Origin of the sequence: Falsihalocynthiibacter arcticus, assembly GCF_000812665.2 — a bacterium.
Lineage (GTDB): Bacteria > Pseudomonadota > Alphaproteobacteria > Rhodobacterales > Rhodobacteraceae > Falsihalocynthiibacter > Falsihalocynthiibacter arcticus.
Genome location: NZ_CP014327.1, coordinates 1,347,687 through 1,365,812, shown reverse-complemented (window position 1 = coordinate 1,365,812; position 18,126 = coordinate 1,347,687). Strand labels below are relative to the sequence as shown.

Genomic DNA, 18,126 nt, shown 5'->3' with positions numbered 1-18,126 from the left:
CTGTTCAAACGGTAATGCCGGTGAGTGTTTCCGCGGGCGCCGCGTCCGAAACCGAATTTCATTTGAGCGCTGAAAGAGTTGGATTTCCAAACCCATATTCGGCTATATTTCCTTTTTGCGGGCACCTTGAAACTGAAAGCCCTGCACATTTTTAAAGTGGGTCTCGGTGGTTAGGACAACAAAAGAGACACCTCTTAGGATCGACAACCGAACCGCGCGCAGGCTTTGGCTGCATTCTCAGGGGCTGGGCAAAGCTCCGACGGGGCCACTTGATGCGCTTGGCATCATCCGCAAAATGGGTTTTGTGCAATTAGATTCAATCCAAATTGTTTCACGCGCCCACCACCATATATTATGGAGTCGCAACCAGAAATACCGCGAGCATTTGTTGGACGAGATGTTGGCAAAACATCGAAGCGTTTTTGAGCATTTCACCCATGACGCTTCGATAATTCCAATGGAATTTCTTCCCATGTGGCGCCGTCAGTTCCGCCGCAAACGAGAATATCTGGATAAATCCAGCTGGTTCAATGGATTGCCCAACACGATTGCGCGGAAAGCTATCAAATCACGTATCGCTGCCGAAGGCCCGCTTTCTACCCACGCATTTGACACGAAGATCACTGGCCCAAAGAAAATGTGGTCACGCCCGCCGCATAAGTTGGCATTGGATTATATGTGGTACACTGGCGAACTTGCCACGTCCCACCGCGTTAACTTTACCAAATATTACGATCTGGCGGAGCGGATTTACCCCGAGCCGACCACAGCACCGCATCTGTCGGACCAACAACAAATTGATTGGCTTTGCCATGCGGCACTTGACCGAATGGGATTTGGTACGATTGCCGAGGTACAAAAATTTTGGGAAGCCGTGGATAGAACCGAAGTCCGCAACTGGGTCGAGGCGAAAAGCGATGTGCGGCGGGTTGACATCGTGACCGCGCAAGGAACGCTCCTCGAAGCTCTTGCTCCGGCGGACATAGAGGAGCGCATAGCGAATCTTAAGCCACCTACATCACGGTTGCGGATATTGAATCCATTTGATCCAGTGATCCGCGACCGGAACCGATTGAGTCGACTTTTTGGTTTTGAGTACCGAGTGGAAATGTTCGTACCCGCCGCAAAACGTATTTGGGGCTATTATGTATTCCCGGTTTTGGAGGGTGACCGTTTTGTTGGGCGGATCGAATTGAAGGCCGATCGCAAAAATCTGGTGCTACACGTCCTTAATTTTTGGCCGGAGTCCGGCACTAATTGGCCATCGAGCAGAAGAGAGAAACTCGAAGCCGAATTGGATCGTTTAGCACGTTTCGTCGGAACGCATTCGGTTTCATGGAGCTAAGTAGCCCTTCGGGCGAAACACCAATTCACATGCAGTAATTCAGTTCAAGTTTTTAAAGCAAAACTAACCACGCTCCAGTTTCTTGGTTTTGCCCGCGAGATTAAGCCGCAGGAGCGACTGGCCCTTCATAGGGAGCTGAGTGGCAAGAGGCGAAAGCTGTAGTCTCGGTCGGAGAAAACTCCAAGTCGCGGACAATTATCCAAAGGACTCCTGCCGAACAACATCCGTTATTAGGACGTCCGAAACCGAATTGCCTAGTGCTTTGCGAGCAGACTCCAGAAGGGCATTTTGCAAAATCATCATATTGTTGCTGCTCGTAAATGAACCTTCAAAGCCTCCAGCATTTGCGTGATCGAAAAGAACAAGAAGGAATGCGTTCCTTAGCTTGGGTTCGAGTGCAAATACAGCTTGGCTGTACCCTGAAACCACCTCCAAATTTAGAGCAAGTACAACCAAAGCTTTTACCCTCCCATCCTCTACGATGGGGATTACGAATTGGTTGCTCAACTTCACATATTCATGAGTTGACGAATCCATTTCGTCAGCAGGAATTGGTGCTGCGTCAGCAACCTCAAGGCCGGAAGAGTCGTGCAAATCAGGTTCACACACGATACTTGGCTCCTCTGGCTCTTGCTTAATCGCGACACCGGCGCCAATACCGGCACAGATACCTATTACAGCCATAAGAATAGGTAGTATTTTCTTCATCTGGAGCTTTCTAGATTAGAATGGAAGAATAATATCATTGATTTGCTGACCGTAAGATGGCTGTTGAACCTGGGTAATCTGCCCGCGGCCGCCATATGAAATCCGAGCCGAGGCAATCTTGTCATACGTGATTTGATTTTGGCGTGAAATGTCTTCTGGTCGCACATATCCTGAAACCAACAGCTCTCTTATTTCAAAGTTTACACGGACTTCTTGGGAGCCTTTGATAGCAAAAACCCCATTTTGGAGAACATCAACGACTGTCGCTGCCACCTTCAACGTAAGCTTTTCATTTCTTCGAACGGAACCACTGCCTTGGTGGGATGTAGACGAATTTGTTTCAACAGCATCGGCCATTGAAGCCCCAGGAGGAAGCATTTCATCAAGGCGCTGTGGAATTCCAAAAAACTGAGGAATTCCCATCGATGTATTGCCGGTTCGGTCTCGAGAGGAGGTGTTCGAAATTTCGGCTTTTTCATCGATTTCGATGACGACGGTCAAGATGTCCCCACGGCGCAGCGCTCTGCGATCGCTAAAAAGCGACTGATCTTCTCCACTCCACAATGAGGCCGCATCTTTCCTGCTCGTTGGTTCAAGCGAAACGGGAAAACCGGGTGACATCATCGACGAATATTCAAGCGAGCCTCTGGTTTCCGTAAATTCGGGCGCTTGCCCTACTTCACTCAACGACTGACAGCCGAACAAAAAAGCGACGGATAGAAAAGCAATCGAGATTTTCTTCATTTTTTTTCCTCTATTTTGTGACGAGAATTGAGCCATCATCTTGAACAGTCCCTGAAATTGTTGTGCGTGAGTCTAGATTCATAAAGCGGAGCACATCCCCTGCCGACCCGCGTCCCAATGCACGTGCTTCGACTGATATGTTCAGGACGCCGTTGGAATAGGCGAGTTTGACGATTTGATTGCGCTCAACGAGTGCAGGCGCGCCGATGTCGTTCCTTCGAATTGGTCGGCCAGCGTAAATTGCCACGCGAGCTTCTTGTCCGATGACCTCTTCCAAAAGCGTTAGCGCGCCAAGGGTATTGCCGTCTTTTATTGCTACATCTGCGGGCGAGATGATTGTGTGACTTGGGATCGTTCGAGCCGCCACAAGGGTTTCTCCATACGATACGTTTGCGGCAGTCAGCGCGCATATGAACAATAGATACTTCATCATCGGATTTGCGTTGTTGCGCCGAGCATCTGATCTGCTGCGGTCAACACTTTCGCATTTAGCTCGTATCCTCTTTGAGCTTCGATCAATTCTGTGATCTCTCGAACGGCATCGACAGACGAATTCTCAAGATATCCTTGGCGCAGTGTTCCCAGACCGTTTTCACCGGGGGTACTGACAGTAGGAGCACCGGACGCGGCGGATTCTAGAAACAAGTTCGATCCAATTGCCTCAAGCCCTTTTGAGTTCGAAAACCCGGCGATGGACAATTGCCCCAGCAACTCGGGCTCTACTCGGTCGTTAAAATAGGCATAGGTCTCACCTTCGGCATTGATGGAAATACTGCGAGCGTCGGAGGGAATCGTGATTTCTGGAACGACGGGATACCCGTCTGATGTGACAATTAGGCCGTCAGCAGATCGCTTTAAACCGCCATCTCGCGTGAACGCCGACTGCCCTGAAGGGAGAGTCACTTCAATATAACCGAGACCCTCAATCGCGAGATCAAGGTCACCGCCTGTCGCGCCTAAGCTACCTTGGGATAATTCAACCGTTACGGACGATGGACGAACGCCAAGGCCGAGCTGCACCCCAGTTGGAACAATCGTTCCATCCGCGGCATTAATCGTTCCGGCCCGCGTCTGCTGTTGATAATGCAAGTCGGCGAACTCGGCTCGTCGAGCGTTATACCCCGTTGTGTTCATATTCGCGAGATTGTTCGAAATCGTTTCAACCCGCATTTGCTGGGCCGCCATTCCGGTGGCTGCTATTTGTAGCGCGCGCATGAAAAATCCTTTCTCATTTAACCAAGAGCCCTAATTACGGCACGGATGCGTTCATCTTCTTTCTCAAGAAACCCTTGCCCTTGCTCGTAAGCCCTTTGGACCTCAATCATTCGAGCGACTTCGCCGACTGGGTTCACATTCGAATCTTCGACAAAACCTTGCAGAATTGTCGGGTTCTCTACGGGTGTAACTTCGCCAGTAAATTCAAAACGGACACCGTTCTCACGGCGCAAATCGAATGGGTTTTCAGGCTGAAATAACCCGATCTGTGAGAGAGGTTGGCCATCCGCACTCAAGGTTCCGTCTGCGGAAACCTGCAAATCTGCGACCCCCGCGGGTACAAATATTGGAGCACCGCCAGCATCGAGAAGTCGATTACCATCATGCGTAACGAGATCACCTTCCCCGTTTGGGGTAAAAGCACCTGCTCGGGTCAGACGATTTCCGTCCGCAGTTTCAACCATAAAGAAGCCTTCACCTTCGATGGCGAAGTCGAATGTGCCGTTGGTTTGGCTCAATGAGCCTTGTCGTAAATCCGTGTTGGCCACCGAAGCTGTGGCCATTGAGAGACTGGGGTCATCGCGGCCCAAGGCCTTCACATGCTCTGCGAAAATGACCCCTTCTTTACGAAATCCCGTTGTGGCCAAATTGGCTAAGTTATTGGCGACAGTTTGCATTTCGCGCTGCAAGCCTGATTGACGGGTGAGGGTGGTATAACTTGCATTATCCATGCGCTATACCCCCACGATCAAAGGGACAATTTGGTCCGTAAAAAACGCAACCAATGTCTCCGTCATGAAGCCCATGGTCATCCAAAACACAATCAAAATGGCCGCCAATTTAGGGACGAAAGTGAGCGTCATTTCTTGAACTGACGTCAAAGCTTGAAACAACCCAACCGCAACGCCGGCAACAAGGGCGACGGTTAAAATGGGGGTGGAGACTAAAACTGCAATCCACAGGGCCTGCCGAAGGGTGTCGTAAAAAACGATGTCATCCATAATTTACACTGGCATCCGTAAAATTTCTAAATACGCTTCGACAACCTTGTCGCGAACCGTCACTGCCGTTTCCACAGCAAGCTCAGTTTGCGCCAGAGCCTGCACAAGGGCATTGGGATCGGCGCCACCAATCATTGCTGCTTTCGCTTGATTCTCGCCGTTGGCGAGCGTGCTGGCAAAATCCTGAGCAACTTTAGCGAAGGCCTCCCCGCCGCCCGCGTCAGGCTTCGGCGCTGTCGCGGGTCTGGTTGCTGCGTATTGTTGGGCAGCTATTGAGGATTTGAAATCCATTCTGATCTCCTCTAACGGCGAAGGAGTTCGAGCAGAGCAGACGACATTTGTCGCGCCTGATCGAACATTTTGAGATTCGCCTCGTAGCTGCGCTGCGCTTCGCGCGCGTCAGCAATTTCGACCACTAGATCGACATTCGATCCATCATAGTGACCGGTTTCATCCGCCAAGGGGTTTGCGGGGTCAAACATCCGTTTCAATTCAGAACGGTCCAGCTTTACATCGCCGGCTTTGACCTCCCCTGTGCGGAGCCCTTCGGAAATCACCTCTTCAAAAGAGGCCGTTTTACGATGATAGCCGGGGGTGTCGGTATTCGCGATATTCTCGGAAACGTGGCGAAGCCGTGTGGCTTGGGCCTGCATACCGCTCGCGGATAGCGCGAGAGTTTTCATTAAATCACTCATTCTTGGAATCTCCCTTTTAACGGATGCTTGTTCGCAGAATATTCAGCGAAGATTTGTAGATTGAAATTGCGGTATCAAATTGATGCCGTGTCTCGCTGGCCCGCATAAGTTCCGTTTCTAAGGAAACAGAGTTGCCGTTAGGGGACAGCGCGCCGCGCGTTGTGTCGGTTACAATGGTAGGTGTGAAGCCTCGGTCGGCCTCTGTAAGATGGCCTTCACGAGATGCTCGCAAAGGTTTCTCATTGGTGCCCTCATAGGCATCCGAAAAGGCGACAACATCACGGGCTTTGTACCCGGGCGTATCTGCATTGGCCACGTTCTGGGCGATTGTCGCCTGACGGGTACTTGCGTGCGATGCCATCGCTTGCGACATGCGCATAATATCTAGTTTATCAAACATCGGGGCTTCTCCCTCGACCGGTTTCAACTAACTCTTAACCCTGATTCCTTTAAAAAGGGTTTAGTGATCAGAAGGAGCACAGAATGTCCGACTCGAAATTCAAAGAGTTGTCCGCAGGAATTAATGCGACTCCGCTAACACGTGCGATTGGGCGTGTGAGTGGTGTTTCACAGGGCACGGTCATCGTTCGAGGTCTTTCGGATAAGGCAAGTGTCGGGGATCAGGTCCAAGTTCAAAGTCGCGAGGGAAGACTTATCTCTGGCGACGTTTTGAATTTGTCCGTTGGCTCCATGACCGTATTACTCGACGGGACGACCGAAGGTGTCGTCATGGGGGATCGCGTCGCGCTTCTGGGCAAGAACTCAATTTTCCCGCACAATAATTGGATTGGCCGCGTTATCGACCCGTCAGGGATGCCGATGGATGGTCGCAAACTATCCAAAGGGGCACATGAGAAAGCCTTGAAGGCGCCGCCGCCAAACCCCACGCAAAGGCGCGCCATGGGAACGCGCCTAGAGACAGGCCTTGCTGTCTTCAACACACTCTTGCCCATTGTCCGTGGACAAAGATTAGGATTGTTCTCGGGGTCAGGAGTAGGCAAATCCACCCTTCTGTCAAAGCTCGCCAAAAACGTGCAGGCGGATGTTGTGGTGGTGGCCCTCATCGGAGAACGAGGACGAGAAGTTCGCGAATTTGTGGATACAGTTTTGGGACCTGAAGGCATGAAGCGTGCCGTGGTTATTGCCGCCACGTCCGATCAATCCCCCCTTGTACGAAGGAGGTGCGCGTTTACCGCGATGGCCGTTGCCGAATTTTTTCGGGACCAAGGGCTGCATGTCCTGCTGCTCGCGGACTCCATCACAAGATTTGCCGAAGCGCACCGCGAAGTTGCTCTGTCATCCGGCGAGCAGGCCAACTTGCGCGGCTTCCCTCCGTCGACCTCTTCAATGATTATGGGTCTGTGCGAACGCGCGGGGCCAGGCGCGGGAACTTCTGGCGACATTACTGCAATTTTAACCGTGTTGGTCGCGGGATCGGATATGGAAGAGCCTATTGCGGATATTTTGCGTGGTGTATTGGATGGGCATATCGTCTTGGATCGCACCATTGCTGAAAGGGGAAGGTTTCCTGCAATTGACCTTCTAAGATCAGTTTCCAGAAGCCTCCCTCTGGCTGCATCTTATGAAGAAAATGAACTTATCAAGCGCAGCAGACAGCTTTTAGGGGCGTATGATCGTGCCGAAATGATGATTCAGGCGGGACTTTATTCTACCGGTTCTGATCCGCTCGTAGATGCCTCAATTAGAACTTGGCCAGGTTTGGACGCCTTTCTTGCGCAAGACGAGCCAAACAATGTGTCCTCAAGTTTTGAACGACTCGCTGCGATTTTGGCGATGGACACTGAAGAAGCCGGGTAAAAATTCATATAAACCCATAAATCTAAGCCGTTATTGCGCGTGAATCACGACCATCTGCAATAGCAACAATCGTGTGATCGCTTAAAAAGGAATATTTCTAAAGTAATTGAGAATAAGCAGTGAAGGGGGAGTGAATTTGGCCCACCACTCCCCCTTATCCAACAACGCCTGAGATAGAGAGCTTGCAGGACGCGTTGAACTTACTGTTAGCGATAACATAGCGCTCCATCGCGCCGTGGACAAGAGGGATTTTTGCGCTATGTTGGTTTACACAGAATTTAACAAGGTTTCAGCAATTGACCCAGCTCAGAATTCCGCCGAAGCGTACCTTAACTCTACGTGATGTTTCCGAGGCCTCGGGTGTGAGTGAAATGACCGTCTCACGGGTGCTGCGGAATCGGGGCGATGTTTCCGTAGACACCCGCGAGAAAGTTCAGGCCGCAGCAAAGCGCTTGGGGTATGTCCCCAACAAAATTGCCGGAGCACTCGCAAGCCAGCGCGTCAATTTGGTTGCCGTTATCATCCCCTCCCTTTCAAATATGGTGTTTCCAGAGGTGTTGACCGGCATTTCCGATGTTTTGGATGATACGCCTTTGCAACCTGTTGTGGGCGTTACCAACTATCGTCCTGAAAAAGAAGAATCCGTGCTGTATGAAATGCTCTCGTGGCGTCCTTCGGGCGTTATCATTGCTGGTCTAGAGCACACAGAAGCCTCCAAAGCCATGATGCGAAATGCGGGCATTCCCATCGTTGAAATAATGGATGTTGACGGTGAACCAATCGACGCCATGGTTGGGATTTCGCACCGTCGCGCGGGTCGCAAAATGGCCCAAGCGATCATCAAGCAAGGCTACAAACGCATCGGTTTCATGGGCACAAAAATGCCACTGGATCACCGTGCGCGCAAACGCTTTGAAGGGTTCACGGAAGCTCTGGCAAAAGAAGGGCTAGAGGTTGCCGATCAAGAGTTTTACTCGGGGGGCTCTGCCTTGCGTAAGGGGCGCGAGATGACAGAAGCTATGCTCAAACGTACCCCAGATCTGGATTTTCTCTATTATTCCAACGATATGATCGGCGCTGGTGGGTTATTGTATTGTTTGGACCAAGGCATAAAAGTCCCGCAAACGATTGGTCTTGCGGGATTTAATGGTGTCGAACTCTTGGAAGGGCTGCCGCGCATGTTGGCGTCAATGGGGTCGGAGCGAAATGAAATCGGACGCCTTGCCGCCCAAATTATCGCTCGCCGTGCGGCCGGTGCAGAAGCCAGCCCAGATGATTCAATTGAACTCTCGCCAAAGCTCCAATTCGGTGACACGCTCAAGCGTAGAAACAGCTAGGCACACACCATTAATCGCGGAGAAACCGCACCTACTTGAGTTTTGAAAGCACCCGCGAACTGGCGTACCCATCGGGTATCATCCCAACACTCGCTTGAAAGGCTTTGATCGCTGCGATTGTATTCGGACCAATAATACCGTCCGTTCCCAGCGTATCGAAACCCGCCTGCGTCAGCCGTTCCTGCATTTGTATCTTCTCGATAAATCGAAGCGCCTGATCCTCTCGGGGCCAATCCGCCTGAATCTCCGCCCCCCCGCAATCCGGTCGGCCAAATGTCCGACCCCAATGACATAGGCATCTGCGGTATTATAACGCTCGATCACATGGAAATTGTTGAAAATAATGAAGGCCGCCCCCTGTGCACCAGCAGGGAGGAGCACTGAAGACGGGCCATAATTCGGAACGATTTTTCCTTTGGTATCCCGCACGCCCATTTGTGCCCAAACAGTCGCGGGCTTTTTGACGCGTTCGCTCGACAGGAGGAAATCAAAACCTTTCGGCAGGATAACCTCAACACCCCACGGCTGTCCAAATGTCCAACCATAGCCTTTCAAATAGGCCGCCGTGGAAGCCAGCGCATCGGTGGGGTTGTCCCCCCAAATATCGCGCTTGCCATCGCCTGTGAAATCAACGGCATAGGACAAGTACGAAGAGGGCATAAACTGTGTATGCCCCATGGCTCCGGCCCATGAACCCGTCATATTCGCAGGTGCCACATCGCCGGATTGAATGATTTTCAACGCATCAATGAGTTGCGCCTCAAAAAAATCTCCGCGCCGACCATCATAGGAAAGGGTCACGAGGGACTCGATGATCGGGACATTTCCTCGGAAAGTTCCATACGCACTTTCGAGCCCCCAAATGGCCGCCACAATCTCCTTTTCCACGCCGAACTTGGCTTCAATTTGCGAAAGGATGCGGTCGTTTTCAGCGAGAGCTTTCTTCCCGTTCGTGACACGCGCATCTGAGGTTGCACTGTCCAAATATTCCCAGATTTGTTTGGTAAATTCGGATTGGTTACGGTCTTTTTTAACAACATCGGGATTGTAAGAAATCCCCGCCAAACTGGCGTCTAACACGCTGGTCGAAATACCCGCCGACTGTGCCCTCTTGCGAAACTCCACGAGCCACGCGTTAAAACCCTCGGCGCCCTGTGGTGCAGTCATTTGAACGTCTCCTAAAACGGGCGTGGGTTGTGCAATATCATTGGTTGCCATTCCCAGCGTTGGAAAAAGCATAACGATCCACAAAGCCGATATAAACATGAAGCGCATTCGATACCCCGCGATTTTTGGCTTAGATTAGCAAATAGAAACACCGTGTGAAATGGGTTTATCGCGTCTATTTCTTTGCGCGTTTGCGGGCCACCTTGCGGTTCATCTTGGCATTTTTGGCGCGCGCTTGGCCAACACGTCGGCCTTTATGGCTTTTTCCACCGCGTGAACCACCGCCTTTAGGCAACGCCTTGCCGTCCAATTCCAGCAACTCAAGAGTGATGCCACCAGTAACGGGCGTGGCCTCCGCCAATCGCACGAGGGCGCGTTGGCCCAACGAAATTTTGAGGCCCGAATGCTCGCCTGTCAAAGTACTGGCTTCTGGATCGTGCACAAAATATTCGCGCCCAATCGTGGCCACAGGTACAAGCCCGTCCGCACCGGTTTCGTCCAGCTTAATGAACGCGCCAAACCTTGCGATTCCTGCAACTCGCCCCTGAAACTCATCCCCTACGCGCTCCGAAAGATAGCTCGCAAGATACCGATCCGTTGTGTCGCGTTCGGCAACCATACTACGCCGTTCGGTATCCGAAATTTGTTTTGCTGTATCGTCCAATTGTGCGACATCTTCGGGGGAAAGCCCGTCTTTGCCCCACCCATGCGCCGCAATCAAAGCACGGTGCACAATGAGATCCGCATAACGGCGAATGGGCGACGTGAAATGCCCATAGTTTTTCAAAGCGAGCCCAAAATGCGAAAAGTTTTCAGGGCTGTAGTAGGCCTGTGTCATCGAACGAAGGGTCGAAATATTGATCAACTCATCATGTTCTGTCTTTGCGGCTTGTGCCAAGAGTTGGTTCAAATGGCGGGTTTTAAGCACCTGCCCTTTTGCCAAAGCAAGGCCCGCAGAGATGGCGGTTTCGCGCAAGGCCTCTAGCTTTTCAACGCTTGGTTCCTCGTGCACCCGAAAGAGAAGCGGCTGTTCTTTCTCGATCAAAGTTTCGGCGGCAGCAACATTTGCCAACACCATAAACTCTTCTATCAGGCGGTGGGCATCAAGGCGATCACGGAACGAAATAGAGGTGACTTTGCCCTCGTCCGAAAGCTCAATACGCCGTTCGGGAAGGTTCAATTCAAGGGGCTGGCGCCGCTCGCGAGCCTTAACCAAAACGTCGTAGGCCGCATAAAGAGGGCGAATAACCTCATCCAATAGGGGCGCGCATTTTTCGTTTACATCGCCATCCATCGCCGACTGAACATCCGTGTAAGCCAGCGAAGCATGAGACTTCATCATCGCCCGATGGAACGTGTGGCTAAGTTTATTGCCGTCTTTATCCAAGACCATACGCACCGCGATACAGGCGCGTTCAACCCCCTCGTGTAACGAACAAAGGTCGCCAGAAAGCCGGTCAGGAAGCATGGGTACTACACGATCGGGAAAATAACTTGAGTTGCCGCGCTTGCGCGCTTCGCGATCCAGTGCACTGCCTGGCGTCACATAAAACGCAACATCGGCAATCGCGACCCACACGATATGACCGTTGGGATTAGTGGCATCATCATCCGCTTGTGCAAAACACGCGTCATCATGATCCCGCGCGTCTGGCGGATCAATTGTCACCAGCGGCATCTCGCGCAGGTCAAGACGTTTGCCCAAACTTGCGGGCTTGGCTTTGTCCGCTTGCGCAATCACTTCGTCGGGAAAGCTGTCGGGAATTCCGTGCTGATGAATAGCGATGAGGGAAACCGCCTTGGGGGAAGAAGGATCGCCAAGCCGCGCCACGATTTTCGCACGAGGCAAACCCATGCGCGATTTCGGGCCAACTTGCTGTGCTTCAACCAGTTCACCATCGCGCGCCTCAAGGGTTGCGCCCGCAGCAATCTGCCACTCTTTATCGCTACCTTTATCAATGGGAACCAGCCGCCCACCTTCGTGGCCGGTGCGGAAAATACCGACGAGTTTGAGTGGATTAGACCCTATTTGACGGATCAAGCGCCCTTCATAGCCATGCTCTTCATTCTCTAGTTTCCGAAGGCGCGCCAAAATGCGATTGCCAGCACCAAGCGCTGGATCGCCATCCTTATCGACAATAAGAATTGTCGGTTCCTCCCCCTGCCCTTGCCATTCCAATGGCCGTGCAAGGAGGTCTCCGTCACTATTTGGTCCCACAATTTCCAACATGCTGACAGGCGGCAAGCTCTCCGGATCGCCATAACTGCGTTGGCGTTTTTGCAAATCCCCATCGGCCTCAAGCTCACGCAACATGCGCTTAAGGTCGATCCGCGCCGCACCTTTAAGGCCAAATGCCTTCGCAATATCGCGCTTGTTGGTTTTTGTCGGATTCTCGGAAATCCAATTCAGGATCTCTTGTTTTGAAGGAATATGTACCATTCGATTGCCCTATCACGAGGCGTTAACCCCGTCCATGCTCTGGTTATTCGGCCAAGAGTTCTAGGTCCGAAACTGTATCCACATCTTGTAACACGGAAATTTCGGCGATGGACAGGCCCGATAGACTGGCGCGCGAATCTGCGAGGGCGGTTTCCGACGACCAGCGCACGTCCCGAAAAATCGTTGTTGGCAACGCGGTCACGCGTTTCATGCCGACGAGCCAATACCCGCCATCGGGTGCCGGACCAAAAACCGCCTGATGATTGCCCAGCGCGGCAAACGCTTCGGTAATATGACGTTTTTGAATGCCCGGAATATCCCCACCAATAATGAGTACTGGCCCTGCAGGTAGGTCGCGAAAAACCCGCGCCATTCGATCGCCAAGATTGCCCTGCCCCTGCGAAATACGGGGAAGATGCGCCGGCCAAACGCGGCTTTTGAGACCCTCAATATCGGGAGAAACGGCGAGGATTAAATCCCACTTTGGGTCTTCTAAGCGCCGCAGTAAACTGCGCACTTGATGACGAAACCACCATGCGGCCCCAACCATTCCCATATCCGCACCTAAGCGCGTTTTTACACGGCCTGCATGAGGGACCTTTAGCATCACGACGAGTTGCTTCTTCACAAAAGGCGTTCCATATCTCGGTGTGGAATCCCCGCATCGTCATACTCAGGACCATAGGGTAAAAAGCCGAGTTTTTCATAGAAACCAAGCGCTTGAACTTGGGCCGAGAGATAGGCTCGACGCACGCCTTCAAGTGTGGAAAAATGCGTAAGCCCTGCTGTAATTAGTGCCGCACCAAGGCCCGTTCCACGATGTGATTTCACCACACAAACGCGCCCAATCCTGCCAGTATCTCCTAAAAGAAGAAGCCGAGCCGTTCCGACAGGCACATTTTCATCGACGGCCAAAAGATGCACGGCGTCATCATCATAGGCATCGATTTCCTCTTCGACAGGGATGCCTTGTTCCCCTACAAAAACTTCCATGCGCAAACCAATGCATGTTGCCACGTCTTCCGTTACCTCTATGGCGACGGTCATTGAAAATACTCCGACAGAATCCGTGCGTAAATACTTTTGAGTTGTTCGATATGGGCGACCTCCACACGCTCGTCAACTTGGTGCATCGTTTTGCCGACGAGGCCGAATTCAACAACAGGGCAATGGTTTTTCACAAACCGCGCGTCTGATGTTCCTCCGGTGGTGGAGGCCACAGGAACCACGCCCGTGACAGCAGTCACCGCTTTAGAAATCATCGCGGACAGTTCGCCTGGAGGGGTCACAAAACTTTCGCCAGAAACCTTGATCACAACATCGATTTCGACGTTCATTTCCTCGGAAACTTTTGCCACCTCTTGGTGCAACCAAGCGCTTAAGCTCTCGCCTGAATGTGTGTCATTGAAGCGGATGTTCACCGTGCCTTTGCAAACCGCAGGGATAACATTGTTCGCAGGATTGCCGGTATCAATCGTCGTAATTGCCAAGGTCGACGCATCGAAATGATCGGTGCCCGCATCCAACTCATGGCTCGCCAAGCGATCCATCAGGCGGGCCAAAGCTGGCAATGGGTTTTTGGCGCGGTGCGGATAGGCCGAATGCCCTTGAACACCCTTGGCTGTAAAAAAGGCTGTCATGCTCCCACGGCGGCCAATTTTCATCATTTCTCCCATGGTATCGGGACAGGTTGGCTCCCCAACAAGGCAAACCGACATCGCTTCGCCAGCCTGCTGCATATAATCGAGAAGCGCCGTCGTGCCATCAAGCGCATCGCCTTCTTCGTCGCCCGTGATTGTCAGGATAATTGCTCCGCTAGGCGGAGTCGTTTTCACAAAATCAATCGCCGCAGCCACAAAGGCCGCAACCCCCGATTTCATATCTGTAGCCCCGCGCCCAAAGAGCCATCCATCGCGGATTTCTCCGCCAAATGGGTCCACCGTCCAAGCTGCCAGATCCCCAACAGGAACAACATCTGTGTGCCCATTGAAGCCAAACGTTTGGTTGGCACCACGCCGTCCCCAACGTGCAAAAAGGTTGCTGACCCCTGCCCGATCCACGCGCGTGCATTCAAATCCAGCCTCGCTCAAAAGCGTCTCAAGCAACACAAGCGCACCACCCTCAACTGGGGTAACTGACGGGCAACGAATAAGCTCGGCGGTGAGGGAAACGGCGTCGATGGGGGGCATTACATTCTCCTTTTTGCGATCATTCGGTACCTGCTCGTTTGCGCCTTCGCAAGCCTGATGCCCGATCGAGAGAGAGGAACTTGTTGCATCTGGGGAACAGAAATCTGGGTAACTATCGGAAAGAAGGCAGAATTAGGTTAACACAGCAGCAAAAATCTGCTTCTGTAAAATCAATAATAATTGACCCGAGGCAGGGCAAACGCGGACCTAAAATGGTCCACTTCGAGCAGTAAGTAGTAAAACAGTTTTAAGATAGGCGGAGCAGTCCGTCACGGCGTTTGCGCTGTTTCCAATGATTGGGGACAGGCATGGTAGCAGCATCAGAACTCGCAATTAACACCAATGCGAGCGCGATACAGATGGCTGAAGAAATTTTCGGCGACGGCGTAACTGTCGTTGGCGCAAGCTATTCTGGCGACTCTCGTTCCTCAGGCATTTATACTGGGGGCGACGCGACCGCCGACGGCGTAACCCCTTCTGATACAGGCGTTATACTTTCGACTGGACGAGCAAGCGGGATAACGCGCTCCTCCGGAAACGCCAACCAATCCAGCAATTACACCTCGTCTAGTGATGGGGAAAACGGCAACGACGACTTTGATGATCTCGCAGGTGCACGGACCTATGACGCGAGCTATATGAACATCGACTTTATCCCGACAACGGACACCCTCACGATGCAATTCGTGTTCGCCTCGGATGAATTTCCCGAATATTCCAACTCAATCTACAACGATGCAATCGGAGTTTGGATCAACGGCGACGTTGCGCCAACGGTTATCGGGGACGCAAACGCCACGGTAAATACCGTCAATCAAGCCAATAATATTAACCTTTTCACCAGCAACGTCAGCAGCGAATACAATACAGAAATGGATGGCTTTACTGTCACCCTAACCCTAACGATGACCGTTATCCCTGGGGAGGTTAACTCGATTCAGATAGGCATCGCCGATGTTTCGGATAGCCAGTATGACTCGTCAATCTTGATCGCGGGAAATTCTGTTCAAACGGTATTGATTGCCCACCATGATGAAGTCGAAATGTACGTGGACGGATCGCGGAGAGTGGACGTCTTGGCAAACGACTACGATTCATCGGGTGGCGTCCTAACTGTCACCCACATCAATGGCCATGCGGTTTCCGCAGGCGATACAATCACGTTGGCCACTGGCCAAACGGTTACCCTGAATGCGGACTCAACCTTTTCGATCCTCGTTGATTCCGATCCGGAAACCATCAACTTCACCTACGGCATTCAAAACTCCGACGGCGTTACTGACACCGGCTATGTCACCGTTTCAACGATACCCTGCTTTGTCGCGGGGACCGGTATTCTTACGCCCCACGGCGAAGTTGCGGTCGAAACGCTCCTGCCCGGCGATCTTGTGGTCACCAACGACAACGGGGCACAACCTGTGCGCTGGATTGGCCGTCGTGTTGTGCCTGCCCTTGGGGTCATGGCCCCAATTCACATTCGCGCAAAAACCTTTGGCGACCACGAGGACCTCATGGTCTCACCTCAACACCGCGTTCTGGTTCGCGACAGTTTGGCAGAGCTTCTATTTGGCGATACTGAAGTTTTGGTTTCCGCCAAAGACCTTGTGAACGACCACTCCGTGACGCGCCTCGAAGGTGGTACCGTTGAATACGTGCACATCCTTTTTGACACGCATGAAGTTGTCTATTCAGCTGGTCTTGCAACCGAAAGCTTCCTTCCCGGACCGCAAATGGCTCAAAATTTTGAACGCGAAATCATAGATGAGATTTGCGCCATTTTCCCTGAAATAGACCCTAATACTGGCATCGGTTACAGCCCCTCCGCACGGCGCACATTGCGTGGTTTTGAAGCCCAGCTTCTGGTTAATGGCAAGGCGGCCGCTTAGAATGCGAAGGTCCTATTCCCACCGCGAGGCCCCCAAATGACTTGGCTCGCCCTTTGCGACTTCACCAATAGCGCCTTCATGGATCCCAAGCTTTCCAAGGGCGATCAGGGGACCAACAATGTGTTCGCCCGCACGTCCCCGCCAACTGGAATAGCGACTGGAAGTCTTATTGTTGAGGTCGAAATTAGCGCGGAACGCACGGGGCAAATCGTGCTCCTTGAATACTCCGCAGTCGGCGACTGGAACCAGAGATTTTCGCTTCGATTGGACCCTACGGGCCAAACTGTTCTGGAAATGGTTAACGGCCAGAATAGACAAACAATGTCGGTCGCAACGGGGACGTCAATGCGCGACCGCAGTATGCGCATCACCTACTCTTGGGACATGAAGCACCAACGTTCTCTCTTAACGATTGAGAACCTCCTCGAAGGGGTTCTAGTTCAGGCCGAGAAGCGCACAGCCATCGAATTCCCAATTCATATCGTCGAACGGCTAACCGTTTTGCGCCAAACAACCCGTGCGGATTCGGCGACCGTTTTTTTTGGCATATCGGACCGCGTGGAGCCCGTCGGGTTAGCCGCGACGATCGCCGCGGGTGCGCCCGTCATGACGCCGCGTGGTCCCAAAGCCATTGAAAGACTGCGGGTGGGCGATGAAATTCTCACGCGCGATAATGGGCCACAAATCGTGCGCTGGGTGGGGAGTAGACACGTACCAACCAAGGGTAGTTTTCAGCCCTTGCGCCTGTCTGCTCCGTATTTTGGCCTCACGCATGATCTCCTTGTGGCACCAGAGCAGCGCCTCCTCGTTGGTGGCGCAGAGGTGGAATACTTGTTTGGCGAAGAGGAAATTTTGGTCGAAGCCCGCCATCTTGTGAATGGCCGCACAGCGTTTAAGGAATCGAGGTTCTCGGCTATCCAATACTATCAAGTGCTCTTGGATAACCACGAGGTGATTGATGTGTCTGGCGGGTCTCTCGAAAGCCTGTACACAGGATCAATTTGCGATGATCCCGAACTGTTGCAAACCACTCTTCTGGCCAAAATGCCCGCCGGAACATTGCCACGCCATCTAAACCTTGCCCGCCCGCTGTTGCGCTCATATGAAGCGCTAAGCCTGAGATCGGCGCTTATGGGCTAGTCGTAAAAAGGTGTTGATTGAACGACAATTACGCTGTTTTCTGCCTTCGCTCGGGCCATCAACGCGCGCTCATCGTCGGATATATCATGCCCTTCGGCAAGGCGCTCGTCAAGCGTGCCATAGCCCGACACATCCAGCGGTGCCATATCTGCCTGCTTCAAAATCGCGACGGTTTCGCGCACGGCTTCGGCCTCATCTACGCCACTCGCATAGATCATTAATGCGGCCCCCGTAGACTTTGCGGGCAAACCATCGTTATCGCTGCGTCCAACTTCGACGAGCAAAGTATAGACCTGTTGGCGGGAAGGCGTTTTTGGTTTTTTGGGCTGTGAGTCTTGTGTCATGCCTCCGCTTAACAATCGCAGCGCATGCGGTCAATCTTCTCCCTTTCAAATTTATAGTTCCGCGATTTGGCCTTGAGCACTTAAGCTCATCTTATCG

At 52.3% G+C, this 18,126-nt stretch carries 19 protein-coding genes and 1 pseudogene; 5 read left to right on the top strand and 15 right to left on the bottom strand.

Going from position 1 to position 18,126, the window contains the following annotated elements; translation table 11 throughout:
• The first annotated feature begins 166 nt into the window (after positions 1 to 166).
• The gene (locus RC74_RS06745) at positions 167 to 1,345 is read left to right on the top strand and encodes a winged helix-turn-helix domain-containing protein (protein WP_039000265.1); all 1,179 of its coding nucleotides are present in this window, start codon (positions 167 to 169) and stop codon (positions 1,343 to 1,345) included.
• A gap of 195 nt (positions 1,346 to 1,540) precedes the next feature.
• Here RC74_RS06745 and RC74_RS06740 read toward each other — a convergent pair whose 3' ends face one another.
• From RC74_RS06740 to RC74_RS06700, 9 genes are all read right to left on the bottom strand, one after another.
• Positions 1,541 to 2,053: a flagellar basal body-associated FliL family protein gene (locus RC74_RS06740; protein ID WP_039000267.1), complete on the bottom strand. Its 513-nt coding sequence runs from the start codon at positions 2,051 to 2,053 to the stop codon at positions 1,541 to 1,543.
• Between the two features lie 15 nt (positions 2,054 to 2,068).
• A complete protein-coding gene (flgH, locus tag RC74_RS06735; protein WP_039000268.1) occupies positions 2,069 to 2,797 on the bottom strand; it encodes a flagellar basal body L-ring protein FlgH in 729 nt (242 codons plus the stop codon).
• 10 nt (positions 2,798 to 2,807) lie between these two features.
• Entirely contained in the window at positions 2,808 to 3,164 is a 357-nt protein-coding gene (gene flgA, locus RC74_RS06730; RefSeq protein WP_335339580.1) for a flagellar basal body P-ring formation chaperone FlgA, read from the bottom strand.
• Between the two features lie 62 nt (positions 3,165 to 3,226).
• Positions 3,227 to 4,012, bottom strand: coding sequence for a flagellar basal-body rod protein FlgG (gene flgG / locus RC74_RS06725; protein WP_039000270.1), 786 nt, complete (start codon positions 4,010 to 4,012; stop codon positions 3,227 to 3,229).
• Between the two features lie 17 nt (positions 4,013 to 4,029).
• Entirely contained in the window at positions 4,030 to 4,743 is a 714-nt protein-coding gene (locus RC74_RS06720) for a flagellar hook-basal body complex protein (protein ID WP_039000272.1), read from the bottom strand.
• Positions 4,744 to 4,746: 3 nt separating this feature from the next.
• Complete coding sequence (locus RC74_RS06715) at positions 4,747 to 5,016, bottom strand: flagellar biosynthetic protein FliQ (RefSeq protein ID WP_039000273.1); 270 nt, start codon at positions 5,014 to 5,016, stop codon at positions 4,747 to 4,749.
• Complete coding sequence (fliE, locus tag RC74_RS06710) at positions 5,017 to 5,304, bottom strand: flagellar hook-basal body complex protein FliE (protein ID WP_039000274.1); 288 nt, start codon at positions 5,302 to 5,304, stop codon at positions 5,017 to 5,019.
• Between the two features lie 11 nt (positions 5,305 to 5,315).
• Positions 5,316 to 5,708, bottom strand: coding sequence for a flagellar basal body rod protein FlgC (flgC, locus tag RC74_RS06705; protein ID WP_039000275.1), 393 nt, complete (start codon positions 5,706 to 5,708; stop codon positions 5,316 to 5,318).
• A gap of 16 nt (positions 5,709 to 5,724) precedes the next feature.
• Complete coding sequence (locus RC74_RS06700; protein ID WP_039000276.1) at positions 5,725 to 6,108, bottom strand: FlgB family protein; 384 nt, start codon at positions 6,106 to 6,108, stop codon at positions 5,725 to 5,727.
• Between the two features lie 83 nt (positions 6,109 to 6,191).
• Between RC74_RS06700 and RC74_RS06695 the strand changes: the two genes are divergently transcribed.
• Together RC74_RS06695 and RC74_RS06690 are read left to right on the top strand one after the other, a co-directional pair.
• Entirely contained in the window at positions 6,192 to 7,526 is a 1,335-nt protein-coding gene (locus RC74_RS06695; RefSeq protein WP_039000277.1) for a FliI/YscN family ATPase, read from the top strand.
• Between the two features lie 296 nt (positions 7,527 to 7,822).
• On the top strand, positions 7,823 to 8,863 hold the full coding sequence (locus tag RC74_RS06690) for a LacI family DNA-binding transcriptional regulator (RefSeq protein WP_179946761.1): 1,041 nt from the start codon (positions 7,823 to 7,825) through the stop codon (positions 8,861 to 8,863).
• Positions 8,864 to 8,894: 31 nt separating this feature from the next.
• On the opposite strand, the pseudogene RC74_RS06685 reads toward RC74_RS06690, so the two are convergent.
• The 5 genes and pseudogenes from RC74_RS06685 to dapE all read right to left on the bottom strand — a co-directional run bounded on the left by RC74_RS06685 (position 8,895) and on the right by dapE (position 14,659).
• A pseudogene (locus RC74_RS06685) lies at positions 8,895 to 10,030 on the bottom strand (lytic murein transglycosylase).
• A 175-nt stretch (positions 10,031 to 10,205) separates the two neighbouring features.
• Positions 10,206 to 12,470, bottom strand: coding sequence for a ribonuclease R (gene rnr / locus RC74_RS06680; RefSeq protein ID WP_039000280.1), 2,265 nt, complete (start codon positions 12,468 to 12,470; stop codon positions 10,206 to 10,208).
• A 43-nt stretch (positions 12,471 to 12,513) separates the two neighbouring features.
• Positions 12,514 to 13,098 (bottom strand): TIGR04282 family arsenosugar biosynthesis glycosyltransferase, encoded by a 585-nt coding sequence (locus RC74_RS06675; RefSeq protein WP_039000281.1) that lies wholly within the window; start codon positions 13,096 to 13,098, stop codon positions 12,514 to 12,516.
• Positions 13,095 to 13,517: a GNAT family N-acetyltransferase gene (locus RC74_RS06670; protein WP_039000282.1), complete on the bottom strand. Its 423-nt coding sequence runs from the start codon at positions 13,515 to 13,517 to the stop codon at positions 13,095 to 13,097. The genes RC74_RS06675 and RC74_RS06670 overlap by 4 nt, the downstream gene beginning before the upstream one ends.
• Positions 13,514 to 14,659, bottom strand: a complete 1,146-nt coding sequence (gene dapE / locus RC74_RS06665) for a succinyl-diaminopimelate desuccinylase (RefSeq protein WP_039000284.1) — start codon at positions 14,657 to 14,659, stop codon at positions 13,514 to 13,516. The genes RC74_RS06670 and dapE overlap by 4 nt, the downstream gene beginning before the upstream one ends.
• 308 nt (positions 14,660 to 14,967) lie before the next feature.
• On the opposite strand from dapE, the gene RC74_RS06660 reads away from it, so the two are divergent.
• Both RC74_RS06660 and RC74_RS06655 read left to right on the top strand, forming a co-directional pair.
• On the top strand, positions 14,968 to 16,545 hold the full coding sequence (locus RC74_RS06660; protein ID WP_039000285.1) for a Hint domain-containing protein: 1,578 nt from the start codon (positions 14,968 to 14,970) through the stop codon (positions 16,543 to 16,545).
• 36 nt (positions 16,546 to 16,581) lie between these two features.
• Positions 16,582 to 17,685, top strand: a complete 1,104-nt coding sequence (locus RC74_RS06655; RefSeq protein WP_052274592.1) for a Hint domain-containing protein — start codon at positions 16,582 to 16,584, stop codon at positions 17,683 to 17,685.
• Here RC74_RS06655 and RC74_RS06650 read toward each other — a convergent pair.
• The gene (locus RC74_RS06650) at positions 17,682 to 18,029 is read right to left on the bottom strand and encodes a hypothetical protein (protein ID WP_039000286.1); all 348 of its coding nucleotides are present in this window, start codon (positions 18,027 to 18,029) and stop codon (positions 17,682 to 17,684) included. The genes RC74_RS06655 and RC74_RS06650 overlap by 4 nt on opposite strands.
• Between the last annotated feature and the right edge of the window lie 97 nt (positions 18,030 to 18,126).